A 15489-nucleotide genomic window follows, 5' to 3' on the forward strand; every position below is an offset into this window, starting at 1 on the left:
TCTACACTCGCGGTGCGGGTGTTAGATGCGCTCGCTCATGGCGCGGGGGCCACGGGAGAGGGCAATGGTACCGGCGCGAACAATCTCGCGAATACCGTAGGGCTCCAGGACATCCAGCAGAGCGTGAATCTTCTCTGCCGAACCGGTGGCCTCGATGACCACGGACTCGGGAGAGACGTCGATGACGGAGGCACGGAACAGGTCAGCTGCCTGAACAATCTGCAGACGTGCAACGGCGTCAGCCTTCACCTTGATGAGGATGTGGCCGCGCTGGGTCGAGGAGTCGGCGGGCAGCTCGACGACCTTGAGCACGTGCACGAGCTTGTTCAGCTGCTTGGTAATCTGCTCGATGGTGTGGGCGTCACCCTCGGTCACGACGGTGATGCGGGAGACACCGGGGTTCTCGGTCGGGCCGACGGCCAGCGAGAGGATGTTGAACAGTCGACGGGAGAAGAGGCCGGAGACGCGGGTCAGAACGCCGGGCTTATCCTCTACCAGAACGGACATGGTGTGCTGAGACATTACTTGTTCTCTCCCTCGCGGTCAAAGTCGGGCGAAGTGTTCTTCGCAATCCAAATCTTGTCATTCGACACGCCGGCCGGAACCATAGGCCAGACCAGTGCGTGCGGGCTCACGGTGAAGTCAATAACCACGGGGCGGTCGTTGATCTCCAGGGCAGCCTTAATGGTGGCGTCCACGTCTTCGTCGCGCTCGCAGCGGAAGGTGGCGCAACCGTAGGCCTCACCGAGCTTCACGAAGTCGGGGATGCGTGCGGTGCCGTGGCCGTCCTTCAGGTCGGTGTTGGAGTAGCGCTCATCGTAGAAGAGAGTCTGCCACTGGCGCACCATGCCGAGGGAGGAGTTGTTGATGATGGCGACCTTGACGGGGATGCCGTTCTGGGCGCAGGTTGCCAGCTCCTGGTTGGTCATCTGGAAGCAGCCGTCACCGTCGATGATCCACACGGTGGAGTTGGGGTGTGCCACCTGGGTACCCATGCCGGCGGGAACGCCGTAACCCATGGTGCCGAGGCCTGCGGAGCTGATGAAGTGGCGAGGGCTTTCCTGGTTGAGGTAGTGTGCACCCCACATCTGGTGCTGGCCAACGCCGGTGACGTAGTAGGCGTCGGGGCCGGTCAGGGCGCCAATGCGCTCCAGCACGTACTCGGGCGAACCCAGGCCGTCGGAGGGCTTCTCGTAGCCGAGCGGGTAATCCTTGCGAATCTCGTTCAGCTCGTTCCACCACTCACCCAGGTTGGGCAGCTCCTGAGCGAACTCGGTGGAGAGCAGCTCGGTCAGCTCGGGCAGCACGTACTTCAGGTCGCCAACGATCGGGACGTCAGCGAAGCGAATCTTAGAAATCTCGGCGGGGTCAACGTCGATGTGAATGACCTTGGCCTCGGGGGCGAAGGTGTCGACCTGGCCGGTCACGCGGTCGTCGAAGCGGGCACCCAGGGTGATGAGCAGGTCGGACTTCTGCATGGCAGCCACTGCGGGAACGGTGCCGTGCATGCCGGGCATGCCGAGGTTCTGGGGGTCGGACTCGGGGAACGCACCGATAGCGTTCAGGGTGGTGACGACGGGGGCGCCGATGAGCTTAGCCAGCTTGTGCAGCTCGTCGGATGCGCCAGCGCGCACCACGCCACCGCCGACGTAGAAGACGGGGCGCTTGGACTCGGTGATGAGCTTGGCGGCTTCGCGAATCTGCTTGGAGTGGCCGCGGGTTGCGGGGGTGTAGCCGCGCAGCTCGAGGTCCTCGGGGATGCCGCGGTATTCCATCATGCCAACCTGTGCGTCCTTGGTGACGTCCACGAGCACGGGGCCGGGGCGACCGGTGGAGGCGATGTGGAAGGCTGCGGCGAGCGCACGGGGGATGTCCTGTGCGTCGGTAATCATAAAGGAGTGCTTGGAGATGGGCATTGCCATGCCGACAATGTCAGCTTCCTGGAATGCGTCGGTACCGAGCAGCTTGGTGGAAACCTGACCGGTGATGGCGACCAGGGGGATGGAGTCCATGTTGGCGTCAGCGATTGCGGTCAGCAGGTTGGTGGCGCCGGGGCCGGAGGTTGCGATGCACACGCCGGTCTTGCCGCTGGAGACAGCGTAGCCCTGAGCTGCGTGGCCTGCAGCCTGCTCGTGACGGACCAGGATGTGACGAACCTTCTTGGAATCGTACAGGGGATCATAGGTCGGCAGAATAGCTCCACCAGGCAGGCCGAAAACGTCAGTCACACCCAGGTCTTCGAGGGTGCGGACGATTGCCTGAGAACCGGTCATGCGTTCTGCGGGAGCGTTTGCCGCGTCATCAGAAGTGGAAAATCCCATGGTCATGGAAATGCCTCGTGTCTTTTGGTTCTTCGTTGTACTCAATGTTCTGCGTGGGATTTGTGTGGTCCTCACGCATCCTATGCCCGGTGGTACCAAGCTATAAAAAATGCCCCCCGCTGTTGGTGGTAGCGATAGGGGCGCTTAGTCGCAGTGAATAGACCCTGCCACGCGCCCTAGGCAACATCGACAAGGTGTAGAATTCGCTGGAACATTGCTGTCTTCACCCCTCTATAGTGCCCCCTTTCTGAGAGGTGAGTCAAGTCTCTAGAGGGGCGGCAGCCGGATTGTGAGCACATTAGCCCATGTCAGGCCTCATCTTTCATGATGTGGACACTCAGCACGCTGGTGCACTATCTTGCATGAACCTCACTCCAGCATCCGCAAAAGACGCATATTACCCGGTTAATGATGCGTAATATCGCCGTAAACCCGTGACCTGTCTCCCCTACCCCGGTAGACTGAAGCTATGACCGAACCGATTATCCCGGTCGCCGACGAGCTGACCGAAGCAAGTAAGTACGCAGAGGTTGTCGACCCCCTCAACTCTCTCGAGAATCCCGAGTTCCTTACCGCCGAGGAGCTCGTGCGCGTGATGCACCCCGTCTTTGATGAGCAGATCATTAACTACGGTGCGTACAACCTGGTGTACGCGACGGGCCGCGCCGTGTACCGCAACCCCGATTTGGCGGTGCACCAGTCACCGGATCAGACGCACTTCATCATCGGCTACCAGGATTCTCCGGACGAGGTGATAATCGCGCCGATTAACATGCCGGGACTGACTCCCGCGGGTACGGCCACGACGATTGATAACACGAACGCCCTGCACGCCTATTCGGTGGGTGAGGACTCCGTGGTGATTGAATCGGTGAACGGTAGCGCGTTCGAGCTGGCCTTCGAGGATAATGCGGAGGTGGTGACCCGCTACGGCACGGGCCTACTGGAGCAGGGTAAGGATGTGAAGGACTTCCGCGAGTTTGTGACGCGGATTTGGCCGGTCCTGTAGCTTTATGACTTTTTGAAATGATTGCCCGCTGCTGTTGTGTGACGGTGGCGGGCTTTCGTGTGCCTGCACGCAAAACACCCAACCAACACGCAACACGCTAAACCGCGACAGCCCACCCCGCCCCAGTTCGCTAGGCACGGGGCGCACACGAAACCCCGCGTATCTACCGCAACCCCGGCGGGACCGCAGCGTACCCCAAATACCGATACGCGCAGAGGTGCATATATCCCCTGCCGCAGCACCAGGTAACCAAGCGAGGAAAGACGGTATCGCCTGTAGTGACATCAGGGTGTCCGAAGCGAAGCGAGGACGGGTCCCCTGTAGGAACGAGGGCGAATACCGTCTTCCAAGCGCTCACATCAGGAGCAAAGAGGATATATGCACCTCGCACCACAAATCCGCATTATTCGGGGAACGCAAAAATCCCGCCGATTCCGAAGAATCAGCGGGATCTTTCTTTGAAGTGCGCCCCCTGGGACTCGAACCCAGAACCCATTGATTAAGAGTCAATTGCTCTGCCAATTGAGCTAGAGGCGCCTATTCTGTTTTTACAGGTTTCCCTTGCAACAAGAAAATACTATACGCACTTCCAATTTTTTGCGCAACTCGATACATGGTGACTCTCAACACATTATATGGTGCGGGGGCATGAGACTCTCCGGAACCGTTTCCCCGAGCGGGGTGCATCCCGAGACAGGGACGCTTTAGACTGGGGTGAAGTATTGGGGCGGGCACACCCGCCACACGTAATGAACTTTGAGGAGCATCATGAGCATCCGTCTTGAGCCGGGCACCCCGGCCCCCGCTTTCACTCTCCCCGATGCATCGGGCGCGGAGCACAGCCTGAGCGATTACACGGGTAGCAAGGTCATTCTGTACTTCTACCCGAAGGCTTCGACCCCCGGGTGCACGAAGGAGGCCTGCGACTTTCGGGATAACCTGGCCTCGCTGAAGTCTCTGGGCTACGTGGTTCTGGGCGTCTCCCCCGATTCGCCGTCGGCTATTGCCCGTTTTGCGGAGAAGGAGTCGCTGTCGTTCCCGTTGCTTTCCGATGCCGATCACACGGTAGCTGAGGCCTACGGTGCGTGGGGTGAGAAGAAGAATTACGGCCGCGTGTACGAGGGCTTGATTCGTTCGACCTTCGTGATTGACGAGCAGGGCGTTATTTCTGTGGCCCAGTACAATGTGCGCGCGACCGGCCACGTGGCAAAGCTGCGTCGCGACCTGGGCATCGACCCGAAGTAGGGCCGGGGCACCACTCAGGCCGATGGTCGGGAAGCGGTGGCGGAACGATACACCGCCGATTTCGCGTCTAGAGGAGCCTCTAGTGTAGACTTGGGTCTTGGACCTCTGACGCATCCCTTCGGGGTGAGGTCCGCGCGCGCGAGTGGTGAAATTGGCAGACACGCAGGATTTAGGTTCCTGTGCCTTACGGCGTGGGGGTTCAAGTCCCCCCTCGCGCACATACATTCACAGTGAACCCGCCGTCACGGCTACCGTGGCGGCGGGTTTGTTCTATCCGTGCTCCGTTGTCCGCCCCGTGCCCGGGCACCCGCCCGCGGCCCCGCTCTCGCAGATTGCGGCAGAACGAGTGCCCGAGCGCGACTCGAACCGGTATTCTGAATACAAGCATCCGCTATGGAAAAGAGGACCTCCCGTGCTGAATGATCATCGTGCCTCTTCGGCCCGCAAAAACGCTGAGCTGCTCCGGGCAACCGCCGGTTCACGTGGCCTGAGCCGCCGCGACGTTCTGCGTTTTGGTGCCCTGTTGAGCGCGGGAACGGCCCTAACCGCGTGCGCTTCGACCGGTTCCTCCAACCCCGCATCGGGTTCCTCGGCGGCTTCAGCGAGCCGTATTTTTCGTTTCGCGCAGGGTGCCGCACCCGTTCAGCTGGACCCCGCGCTCTCCCCGGTGGCAAGCACCTATCAGGTGACGGCGCAGGTTCTGCAGACCCTGCTCACGGCAGACCACTACACGGGCTCCCCCGATACGACCGATTCGCTCTGCCGCGAGTGGAAGGTTTCGGACGACCGCCTGACCCATACGTTTGTTCTGCGTGACAACGTGCATTTCAGCAACGGTACGGCTCTGACGGCCGCAGCGGTGGTGCAGAATTTCCAGCGTTGGCAGGCCCTGGCAACGGGCGAGTCTACCGCCGCGCTGGTGGTTCCGGCACAGCCCCTGTACGCGTGGGGTTTTGGTGTGCCGGAGCAGCCCGCGCAGAAGGATGCCTCGGCAGATGCCTCCGCCACCCCGTCCGCGACGGCCTCCCCGACCGCGGGAGCGAGCGCCTCCGCAACCGCGGATGCCCAGAGCAGCGCATCCCCGTCTGCGGATCCCAATTCCTCCGATTCTCAGAAGGGGGCGACCGCGAAGACGGAGGCAACGAAGCCTGAGCCGAAGCCCGTCTCCTTCACCCCGCTGGTGACCTCCGTCAAGGAGCAGGACGGCGCGGTCGTGGTGACCCTCTCGCGCCCCTCGCTGGCCTTCGGATGCATCCTGACTCAGCAGGCCTTCGGCATTATCGACCCCGCGCTCTTTGGTAGCGACCAGAAGCTCACCGGTGTTCCGGTGGGCACCGGAGCCTTCCGCATCGAGTCCTCCGAGAAGGGCACCGTGCGCCTGCTTCCGAACGAGCACTTTGACGGTGCACGCCCGCAGCTTGATGAGATTCAGATTTCGACCCTGACCTCCTCCGATAAGCGCTACTTCGCGCTGGTCGAGGGAATGATCGATGCGTGCGATCAGGTGAATTCCTCCGATCTGGGCCAGCTGGCTCGTGACGGTTACCAGACCCCGGGCCGCGACCCGTTCTCGCTCGTGTACCTGCACCTGAATACGGCGCACCCCGTGCTCAAGAATATTTCGGTGCGCCGCGCCATCTCCCACGCGGTTGACCGCGGGGCACTCCACCAGTACTACCCGCAGGGCACCTCTGACGCGCAGACTCTTGTCTCCCCGTCGTTCCGTATTCGGGCCGACCACGCGAAGGAGCACACCGACCGCAATCAGGACCTTTCCCGTTCGCTACTGGCCACGGCCGGGTACAACAACCAGGTGATTGAGTGCTACTACCCCGCGGATGTTTCCCTGCCCTGGATGGATACCCCGCAGAAGGTGTATTCCGAGATGGTGGCTTCCCTCATCGAGGTGGGCCTCAACATTGTGCCGGTGCCGCTCACCTGGGAGGAGTACCACGCGAAGGTGAACGAGCCGTCCTCGACGCGCGGCATTGCGCTGGCAGGCTTCTATGGTATGTACCGCGACCCGTATGCGTTCTTCGGTCCGGCGTTGGCCCCGATGATTGCCGAGCAGCAGGTGCGCTCAATCGTCGCCGCGGCACCCGAGAGCATGACAACCGGGGTGACGGCGAAGACCGTCGAGCTACCCTCTTCAAACGGTGCGGATTCAAATATTCGGATTCAGGCGACGCCGAGTCCGCAGCCAAGCTTCTCGCCGGATTCGGCGAGCCCGGAGGAATCCGCCTCCGCTTCGCCCTCCCCCACCCCCACGCCTTCGGCCACGGCCGTTCCCGTGGAGGAATCCCCGAGCTTCCTGCAGATTATGGAGAGCATCCGCGCCGCGGACTCGGCCGAGTCTGTGGATGCGCAGCGTGAGCTGTACGCGCAGGTGGTTACCCAGCTCGGCCAGTTCATGCCGGCGGTTCCCCTGCTGAACGTGACCTCGAAGGTTGCGGTGAGCCGCTCCGTGCAGGGCTACCAGACGGAGCAGAACGCCATCGAGTTCTTCAGCAAGCTGCGCCTATCGTAGCCGGATGCCCCGCGAGGCCGGCAGAACGTGCGGCGGCACGTTCTTCGGCACGTGCAGCGGCCAGTGCCTCCGCGGAGGGGCGGAGGCTACCGGGCAACGGTAGCTAAGGTTTTTTCTACCCTAAGAAAACCTTACTTATGAGGTGTACCACTCTCCAATATTTTGTGGATTCTAGCTACAACTCACCCTTCAAAAGATAGTAGGCTAGATGATATACCCCACAATTATTTGTTGTGCCCGACGCCGGGCACCCACACCCTAGGGAGAATTCAGTGGTAGCACGTACTGAACGAACCGACGTCGTCCTGGTGGGCGGCGGCATCATGAGCGCCACCCTCGGCGTGTTCCTCAAGGAACTCGAGCCGACCTGGAACATCATCCTGCTTGAGCGCCTCGACAAGGCCGCCCAGGAGTCCACCAACCCCTGGAACAACGCCGGTACCGGCCACTCGGCACTGTGCGAGCTCAACTACGCCCCCGCCGGCCCCGACGGCACCGTCTCCACCGCCAAGGCGTTGAACATCAACGAGCAGTTCCAGATTTCCCGCCAGTTCTGGGCCTCCCTGGTTGAAGAAAAGATTCTGGACAACACCGACTTCATCAACCCGGTTCCGCACATGTCCCTGGTCTTCGGCGAGGATCACTCCAAGTACCTGGCCGCACGTTTCGACGCCTTCCGCAAGGAGAAGCTCTTCGAGCGCATGGAATTCTCCACCAAGCGCGAGAAGATTGCCGAGTGGGCACCGCTGACCGTGAACGGCCGCAAGGGCAACGAACCCATCGCCGCCACCTGGGCTCCCGAAGGTACCGATGTTGACTTCGGCGCCCTCACCCAGCAGATGATTGACCACCTGCAGCCCAGGGGCGTTGAGGTTCGCTACGGCTACCAGGTCACCAACCTGAACCGCGAGTCCAACGGCTCCTGGACCGTTGACGCGATTAACCGCATCAACAAGGAAGAGCCGCTGACCATTAACGCTAAGTTCGTGTTCCTCGGCGCCGGTGGCGGTGCCCTGCACCTGCTGCAGAAGTCCGGCATCAAGGAAGGTAAGGGCTACGGCGGCTTCCCCGTCTCGGGCCTGTTCCTGCGCAACACCCACGAGGCTACCGCACAGAAGCACAACGCAAAGGTCTACGGCCAGGCATCCGTGGGTGCTCCCCCGATGTCCGTGCCTCACCTGGATACCCGCTACGTGGACGGCAAGCGTGCCCTCATGTTCGGCCCCTACGCGGGTTTCAAGACGAACTTCCTCAAGCAGGGTTCGCTGCTGGACCTGCCCCTGTCCCTGCGCCTGAACAACATCTACCCGATGAGCCGCGCGGGCCTGGACAACCTGGACCTGGTCAAGTACCTCGTCTCCGAGCTACTCAAGAACAAGGAAGCCCGCCTCGAGTCGCTGTACCAGTACTACCCCGAGGCTGACGGCGGCGAATGGGAGCTCATCGAGGCCGGTCAGCGCGTTCAGATCATGAAGAAGGACGCGAAGAAGGGCGGCATCCTGCAGTTCGGTACCGAGGTCGTCTCCGCAGCCGACGGTTCGATTGCTGCACTGCTGGGCGCATCCCCGGGCGCCTCCACCGCGGCACCTATCATGCTGAACCTACTGTCCAAGTGCTTCCCCTCCAAGATTGCCGGTTGGGAGCCCCGCCTGAAGGAGCTCATCCCCGGTTACGGTGTGAAGCTCAACGACAACCCGCAGCTGGCTGACGAGCTGATGGGCCACACCGCTAAGGTTCTGGGCATCCACAACTAGCCGCGCGTAACCCGTCGAGCGTTCGACGCGTACTTTCGGCAGGCCCCTCCGCCCCGCGTGGAGGGGCCTGTTGTGTGCCCAAGGTATCGAGATATATGGCCCCGAGAGGGCAAACACACCATATATTTGCACCGTCGGTAAATTGTGCGGTGCGGCAGAAACCCTATAATGTCACCGCAGGGGCGGGAAGAACAGCTCATTGTTCTTCCCGCCCAAACTGTGCGCCCGTACGGTCTCAGCGCGAGACGTGCGGGGCGCCGCATGTGTACACCTCATCATTCACCCAAGGAGCCCCATTGGCTGCACACACCGGCTCATCCACGGAAGCCTCCTCAACCCAGGTACCCGCCGGAGCTCGACGCGGGCTCTTCTCCCGTAAGAAGAAGCCCGCGGCCCCCAAGTACGCAAGCGTGAAGCTGCGCGACTTCCCCAAGGGCAGCATCCTCTACATCCTGCGCCGTGCCATCTACAAATTCGGCGCAAACGGCGGCACCGACATGGCGGCGGCACTCACCTACTTCACCGTGCTGTCCATCTTCCCCGCCCTGCTGGCGATCGTCTCCCTGCTGGGCGTATTTGGTCACGGTGAGGAAAGCGCCGCCGTCATCCTCGCCTTCCTCAAGGACAACGCGCCCGCCCAGATGTACGCCATTATGGAAGACCCCATCAAGCAGATTACCGGCGACCATGGCGCAGGACTGGTGCTGTTGACCGGTATCCTCAGTGCGATCTGGTCCGCCTCCGGGTACACCGGATCCTTCGGTCGAGCTCTCAACACGGTCTACAACGTGCGTGAAGGCCGCCCCGGCTGGATTCTCAAGCCGCTGAACGTCTTCGTCACCACCGTGATTATCATCCTCGTGGTACTCATGATGCTCATGATGCTGCTGGGTGTAACCGTCCTGGACATGGTCGGTCAGTACGTGCCCGCGACCGTCGACATGGAGCTCATCAAACTCATCTGGCTCAACGGCCGCTGGGTCCTCATCCTGTTCATGGCAATCGCCCTGATTACTCTGCTCTACGCGACCACCCCGAACGTGCGCCGCTTCAAACAGTGGAAGCTCTCCCCCGGTGCGGCGCTGGCGCTCGCCGGAATGGGTCTGGGCGCGTTCGGCTTCACCCTCTACGCCAACAACTTCAGCAAGTACAACGCCACCTACGGCCTCATTGGTGGTGTGATCGTGATGCTGCTGTTCATCTGGATTATGAACAACATGCTGCTCTTCGGCGCGCACCTGGACGCGGAAATTATGCTCATGCGCCAGATTATTGCCGGCGACGACGACCACGGCCACCTGAAGGTGCAGCCGCGCAGCACCTCCGCCTCGCGCGCGCTGAAGGCACGCCAGGAACGCCTCATGTCTGCCGGACGCGAGCTGCAGCAGCAGGCGGCAGGTCAGGGTATGTTCCCCAAACCGAAGGGCCCCTCCGTCGTAGCTCGCGTGCAGAAGGCGGTGGACACCAACACCGCCATGATTCGCACGATGATTGCCGATGGCAAGGAACGACTCGAAAACGGCAAGAAACAGCAGGCGAGGACTGACGCCGCCGAGGCTCAGGCTTCGGAGGCAGCCTCGGCAAAGGCGGATGCACGCGCGACCGCTAAGCCGGACTCTTCCGCCGCAGCAAGTTCATCTGCCGAGGCAAAATCTTCCGCCGAGCCGGCCCAGGAGACATTTTTCGACCTGGGTGCCGACAATCTAGGCGCCGATAAGCCGAGCACCGACAACCCGAACGAGGCGGCCAAGAAGAACTAAGAGGCAGCCGAGCGCTCACCCACCATGCGTGTGAAGGGCGCGGGACAGAAACCCCGGTCACTAAGATAGAACTATGACCAGTGCAGAATTCTCTCCCGCGCCCTTTGCCGTACCCACCGCCGCTACGCCTGACGCCGCCGCCGCGACCAATAATGCTGCGCCCGGCGTTACCCTACCCAACCTCGAGTACACCCTCTACCAGCCGAAGCAGCTCAAAAGCCGCATCCCGGCCCTCATGATTCACGGCTTCGCCACCCGCGGCGAACAGCTCTACGGCGGCACCGGCTGGATCCGCCAATACCTGCGCGCCGGATACCCCGTGCTGATTGTTACCCTGCCCTACCACTCGGACGAGTACCTCAAGGACCCCGAGTCCATGCACGCCATCGACTGCAAGCTCCCCGACAACACGGGAGTGCATAGCGGCACAATCCCGTTCGATTCGGTGCCCTCCGTCGATGCGTCGGGCCGGCCGCTGACCCCCATGCACCTGTTCACCAACCTGCTCGCCCAGCTGCTGCGCACCGTCGCCACCGAGAACGACCTCGGCGTTGAACTGGAGCCCCGCGCGCACGTTATTGGCTTCTCCTTCGGCGCCCGCGTCGGCTGGGAACTCGCCCTCACCCACCCGGAGGCGGTCGCATCCCTCACCCTGGGCGGCCTGCCCCTACACGACCACCTCATTACCCTGCGCGCCATGCTCGAAGCGCACGAGGGAACCAGCGCCTCCGCGAGCGCAGAAACCCCGGCGGCAGACTCCACCGACGAGGCGATTGCCTCCTTCACCTCGATTATTGACAACTCCCCCGCTCAGCCCGACGCGCTACTGAAGTTCGTGCGGATTCCCTTCGGCCCGTTCTTCGACGTGCCCGCACTGCGTGCCGGATCCCCCGACCTACCTGCCGGTCACCCGGGCGCGCATCCGCACGCACCCATTGCGGTCGTGCTCGGTGACGCGGACACCATCGCCGCCAACGGTGCCGAACTCTACGACATGGTGCGCGGCAACAACCCGCTCAACCGCTTCATCTCCCTGCCTGGCCGCGACCACGTGAACGCACTGACCTCGGGTGCATTCCGACGCGGCGCGCTCGCCTTCGCTGCAGAGGTGGAGGCGGCAGAGTAAGCAGCCGCAGGCTACGGTGTCCGGGTTCCGGGGTTCCGGGTTCCGGGGTTCCGGGCGGAGTACGCGACAACGTCATAAAACGTCAAATTCGCGTGGTGGCTTCACTATCAGCTTTATCGTGCACCAGGTGCGCCAATGCTCGTAGAATGGGAACGTATCAAAAAACCTTTATCTGCGGTTGGACCTCAACCGCACCTCAACAAAGGAGCACCATGCACAAGGTTAAGGCTGTCGTAGCCCTCTCCCAGGACGCACCCGTCACCGTCACCACCATCAACGTACCCGACCCCGGCAAGGGCGAAGCACTCGTCAAGGTCCTCACCTGCGGTGTCTGCCAGACCGATCACCACTACGTCACCGGCGGCGTCGGCCAGGACTTCCCCTACCTGCTCGGCCACGAGTCCGCAGGTATCGTCGAGGCTGTCGGCGAGGACGTCACCAACATCGCCCCCGGCGACCTGGTCATCCTCAACTGGCGTGCCGTCTGCGGCGAATGCCGCGCATGCCGCAAGGGCCAGCCGCAGTACTGCTTCGCAACCCACAACGCAACCCAGAAGATGACCCTCGAGGATGGCACCGAGCTCACCCCCGCACTGGGTATCGGCTCCTTCGCGGAGAAGACCCTCGTCGCAGCAGGTCAGTGCACCAAGATCACCGCTGACATCAGCCCCGAACAGTACGCAGCAATCGGTCTGCTCGGCTGCGGCGTCACCGCAGGTCTGGGCGCTGTACTGAACACCGGTGAACTCAAGCGCGGCGAGTCCGTCGCAGTCATCGGTTGCGGCGGCGTCGGCACCGCAGCAATTGCGGGCGCACAGCTGGGTGGTGCGACCACCATCATCGCCGTGGACATCGACGAAGAGAAGCTGGCACGCGCACGCGAGCACGGCGCAACCCACACCGTGAACTCTTCCAAGGTCGACCCCGTCGAGGCCATTAAGGAACTCACCGGCGGCTTCGGCGCAGACCTCGTCATCGACGCCGTCGGCATTGCCCCCACCTTCAAGCTGGCCTTCGAGGCACGCGACCTGGCCGGCCGTGTCGTGCTCGTGGGTGTGCCCGCACCCGGCACCACCTGGAACATTCCGCTGGACGAGGTCTTCGGCCGCGGCGGCTCCATCAAGAGCGCCTGGTACGGCGACACCCTGCCCTCCCGCGACTTCCCCGAGTTCGTAGATCAGTACCTGCTCGGCCGCCTCGATCTGGACAGCTTCGTCTCCGAGCGCATCCGCCTCGAAGACGTCAATGAGGCCTTCGAAACCATGAAGACCGGCCGCGTGCTGCGCTCGGTCGTGGAACTCTAGGAGCGCGTAGCGTGAGCGAACGTATTGAACGAGTCGTCACCTCCGGCACCTTCTCGCTGGACGGCGGCTGCTGGGATGTTGACAACAACGTCTGGATTATCGGCAATGACTCCTCCGTGATCATCATTGACCCCGCCCACGACGTTGACAAGATCTCCCGCACCGTCGCAGGCCGCACCGTGGAGAAGATTCTGCTGACCCACGCCCACGACGACCACATCCGCAGCGCAAAGGAGGCGGCAGAACGCTTCGGCGCACCCGTCTACCTGAACCCCGCAGATCGTGTGCTCTGGGAAATGGTGTACCCCTCCTGGGACTTCGACCACGAACTCGCTGACGGCGATGTAGTGCGCATCGGCGATACCGAGCTGAAGGTCCTCGCCACCCCCGGCCACTCCCCCGGCTCCGTGTGCTTCTACGCACCCACCCTCAGCTGGGAGAACAGCGAAGGCGTCGTCTTCTCCGGCGACACCCTCTTCAACGGCGGCCCCGGCGCAACCGGACGCTCCTACAGCGACTTCGACACCATCATCGAGTCGATCTCGACCCGCCTGCTGACTCTGCCGGAGTCCACCGCGGTCCTCACCGGCCACGGCGACAGCACCGGCATCGGCCTGGAAGCACCCGAGCTGCCCGCATGGATCAAGCGCGGCCACTAAGCGTTTGCCCGCGCGGCACGGCTGCCCTCGCGGCTACCCGCCCAGCGCGGCGCTACGCGGCACGGCGCTAAAAAGCGGAAGGCCCCGCCACCCACTCAGGGTGGCGGGGCCTTCCGCCGTCTCTGGAAACGCGAAGGATTAGGCGTCCAGGGGAGCCAGCTTCTCCTCGTGCTCCTCGCGCCACAGGTAACCGTACAGGTGCCCCAGCGCAAAGTACATGGTCGCCACAATCACCGGCACCATGAACGCGTTGCGGTAGTACGGGGCGTCGCCCATGTAGCCGCCCCACATGCATCCCATCGCCATGCCGATGCCCAGCATCGAACGGGTGAAGAAGCTTGCCTGTGCGTCGGGAATATACTTCAGCGAGCGGCTCAGCGACAGCTCATGGCCGGCGAAGGCCACACCCAGCGTCGCACCGCACAGGACTAATGCATAGAAAATCGTTGACGTATCCACGCTCGTCGGCAGGTACAGGGCGGCCAGGACCAGCAGAATTCCGCTCAAAAGCCAGCCGTGCCACGGGTTAATGGACTGCCCACCCAAAATCACGGGGAAAGCCACCAGAACCATCGATCCCGTTCCGACGGCCACCATCGCCATGAACATGTTCATCGACCCCTGCATCAGCGCGAAGCCCAGCAGACCCGAGCCCACGGAGCCCACGCATCCGCCCAGTAGCACCAGGCCAATCACCAGCACCGCAGTCTGCAGGCTCGGACGCGTCATGCGCACCCGCGCGCTCGCCGTCTTCAGGCGAGATACATCCGGTAGGAACTTCGGCGCCACGAGAACCACCAGGAGCAGGAGCACATCCAGACCGATAGTAATCCAGAAGCCCGAATACTCGTGGTTAGGCGCAATGTAGGCGTCGCCAATCCAAATCATCAGGGCCGCTAACGGGTGCATCGACAGGTTCGCGGTGGTACCCCACGAGACGGCCGTCGCCAACCGCTCGTCGCTATACCGGTAATTCCGGCGATACAACGATTCAAGAGCGAACGGAGTCCACGGCGGGGTCGTAAAGCCCATCGCCACGCAGGAGAGCGCATGGTAAAGGGTACTCACATTGTTCGGATCCACCGTCAGACGCCAGCCGATGACCAGCATGTTCGCTATCGCTGCGATGTTCAACACCGACGTGATACCCAGAAGAAACTGCAGGCCCAGGGCCCGCACCAGCATGGGCCCCATCATCACCTGAACCGAGTACGCACCGGCAAAAGCCGCCACCGCGTAACCGGCGTCGTGCACGCTACCCAGGTGGCTCGCCAGCAGAATATACAGGGCAAACGCCGAAGATGCCGCGGGAATGTGGAACAGAATGGTCAGGACGCTACGCGCAAATCCCTCATCGCGCAAGATATCACGCAGGTACTTGCGCTGCTCACGGCCGTTTCGCCAAAACAGCGCCCAATGCTGACGCACGATGTTCGATACCGAGTCGTCCTTATTGACCTCATCATCCGAGGGCAGGGGGAGGGGCCTCATCTCCTGCAGCACGTGGTCGTTGTTACGCACCACATCGGTGAGGGGACCGCCCGGAGCGGAGGGAACCCCCGTGCCGGAGGTAGGCTGCACGTGTAGCTCGGGAGGAGGAGTCACCTTCATAGTGTGCGGAGGAACCCCCGGTACGTGAGCACCGGGGGTGGGTGACGCGTCCTCGGGGTGAGCCGCGGGGCGCGCTGAATCCTGATTCCTACGCTGAGGTGTTGGGGTCATGGTCTCTCTCGTGATTATTCCGCCGGTTCTCGACGCGTCAGCGTTCGAGGGCGGGGGTATGC

The 15489-nt window shown here is 62.4% G+C and carries 11 protein-coding genes and 2 tRNA genes; 9 read left to right on the plus strand and 4 right to left on the minus strand.

The annotated features are described in order from the left end of the window. Window positions 1-21: 21 nt before the first annotated feature. Both ilvN and ADJ95_RS05120 read right to left on the minus strand, forming a co-directional pair. Window positions 22-522 (minus strand): acetolactate synthase small subunit, encoded by a 501-nt coding sequence (ilvN, locus tag ADJ95_RS05115; protein ID WP_049333225.1) that lies wholly within the window; start codon window positions 520-522, stop codon window positions 22-24. Beyond that, window positions 522-2327: an acetolactate synthase large subunit gene (locus tag ADJ95_RS05120; RefSeq protein ID WP_049333228.1), complete on the minus strand. Its 1806-nt coding sequence runs from the start codon at window positions 2325-2327 to the stop codon at window positions 522-524. Before ADJ95_RS05120 ends, ilvN begins: the two co-directional genes overlap by 1 nt. Window positions 2328-2790: 463 nt before the next feature. Between ADJ95_RS05120 and ADJ95_RS05125 the strand changes: the two genes are divergently transcribed. Further along, window positions 2791-3330 (plus strand): hypothetical protein, encoded by a 540-nt coding sequence (locus tag ADJ95_RS05125; protein ID WP_049333230.1) that lies wholly within the window; start codon window positions 2791-2793, stop codon window positions 3328-3330. Between the two features lie 464 nt (window positions 3331-3794). Here the strand turns inward: ADJ95_RS05125 and ADJ95_RS05130 are convergent. Further along, window positions 3795-3867, minus strand: a tRNA-Lys gene (locus ADJ95_RS05130). A gap of 231 nt (window positions 3868-4098) precedes the next feature. On the opposite strand from ADJ95_RS05130, the gene bcp reads away from it, so the two are divergent. From bcp to ADJ95_RS05170, 8 genes are all read left to right on the plus strand, one after another. Continuing rightward, window positions 4099-4575 (plus strand): thioredoxin-dependent thiol peroxidase, encoded by a 477-nt coding sequence (gene bcp / locus ADJ95_RS05135; RefSeq protein ID WP_049333233.1) that lies wholly within the window; start codon window positions 4099-4101, stop codon window positions 4573-4575. Between the two features lie 136 nt (window positions 4576-4711). Beyond that, window positions 4712-4793: transfer RNA gene (locus ADJ95_RS05140), tRNA-Leu, on the plus strand. Between the two features lie 194 nt (window positions 4794-4987). Next, entirely contained in the window at window positions 4988-7102 is a 2115-nt protein-coding gene (locus ADJ95_RS05145) for an ABC transporter substrate-binding protein (protein WP_080974953.1), read from the plus strand. 272 nt (window positions 7103-7374) lie between these two features. Then, window positions 7375-8856 carry a malate:quinone oxidoreductase gene (locus tag ADJ95_RS05150; protein WP_049333235.1) on the plus strand — a complete coding sequence of 494 codons (1482 nt, stop codon included), beginning with the start codon at window positions 7375-7377 and terminating at the stop codon, window positions 8854-8856. A gap of 296 nt (window positions 8857-9152) precedes the next feature. Beyond that, window positions 9153-10616 (plus strand): YihY/virulence factor BrkB family protein, encoded by a 1464-nt coding sequence (locus ADJ95_RS05155; RefSeq protein WP_065423986.1) that lies wholly within the window; start codon window positions 9153-9155, stop codon window positions 10614-10616. 73 nt (window positions 10617-10689) lie between these two features. Then, the gene (locus ADJ95_RS05160; RefSeq protein ID WP_049333236.1) at window positions 10690-11742 is read left to right on the plus strand and encodes an alpha/beta hydrolase; all 1053 of its coding nucleotides are present in this window, start codon (window positions 10690-10692) and stop codon (window positions 11740-11742) included. A gap of 212 nt (window positions 11743-11954) precedes the next feature. After that, window positions 11955-13046, plus strand: a complete 1092-nt coding sequence (locus ADJ95_RS05165; protein WP_049333238.1) for an S-(hydroxymethyl)mycothiol dehydrogenase — start codon at window positions 11955-11957, stop codon at window positions 13044-13046. A gap of 11 nt (window positions 13047-13057) precedes the next feature. Next, window positions 13058-13705 (plus strand): MBL fold metallo-hydrolase, encoded by a 648-nt coding sequence (locus ADJ95_RS05170; protein ID WP_049333239.1) that lies wholly within the window; start codon window positions 13058-13060, stop codon window positions 13703-13705. 138 nt (window positions 13706-13843) lie between these two features. Here the strand turns inward: ADJ95_RS05170 and ADJ95_RS05175 are convergent, their stop codons facing one another. After that, window positions 13844-15316, minus strand: coding sequence for a hypothetical protein (locus ADJ95_RS05175; RefSeq protein ID WP_049333241.1), 1473 nt, complete (start codon window positions 15314-15316; stop codon window positions 13844-13846). Between the last annotated feature and the right edge of the window lie 173 nt (window positions 15317-15489).

It is taken from the genome of Rothia mucilaginosa, from assembly GCF_001061665.1.
GTDB lineage: Bacteria > Actinomycetota > Actinomycetes > Actinomycetales > Micrococcaceae > Rothia > Rothia mucilaginosa_A.

What these genes read in the sequence shown, in the direction of transcription:
- ilvN (WP_049333225.1), bottom strand. Translation starts at nt 522, where the DNA reads ATGTCTCAGCACACCATGTCCGTTCTGGTAGAGGATAAGCCCGGCGTT.
- ADJ95_RS05120 (WP_049333228.1), bottom strand. Translation starts at nt 2,327, where the DNA reads ATGACCATGGGATTTTCCACTTCTGATGACGCGGCAAACGCTCCCGCA.
- ADJ95_RS05125 (WP_049333230.1), top strand. Translation starts at nt 2,791, where the DNA reads ATGACCGAACCGATTATCCCGGTCGCCGACGAGCTGACCGAAGCAAGT.
- bcp (WP_049333233.1), top strand. Translation starts at nt 4,099, where the DNA reads ATGAGCATCCGTCTTGAGCCGGGCACCCCGGCCCCCGCTTTCACTCTC.
- ADJ95_RS05160 (WP_049333236.1), top strand. Translation starts at nt 10,690, where the DNA reads ATGACCAGTGCAGAATTCTCTCCCGCGCCCTTTGCCGTACCCACCGCC.
- ADJ95_RS05165 (WP_049333238.1), top strand. Translation starts at nt 11,955, where the DNA reads ATGCACAAGGTTAAGGCTGTCGTAGCCCTCTCCCAGGACGCACCCGTC.
- ADJ95_RS05175 (WP_049333241.1), bottom strand. Translation starts at nt 15,316, where the DNA reads ATGAAGGTGACTCCTCCTCCCGAGCTACACGTGCAGCCTACCTCCGGC.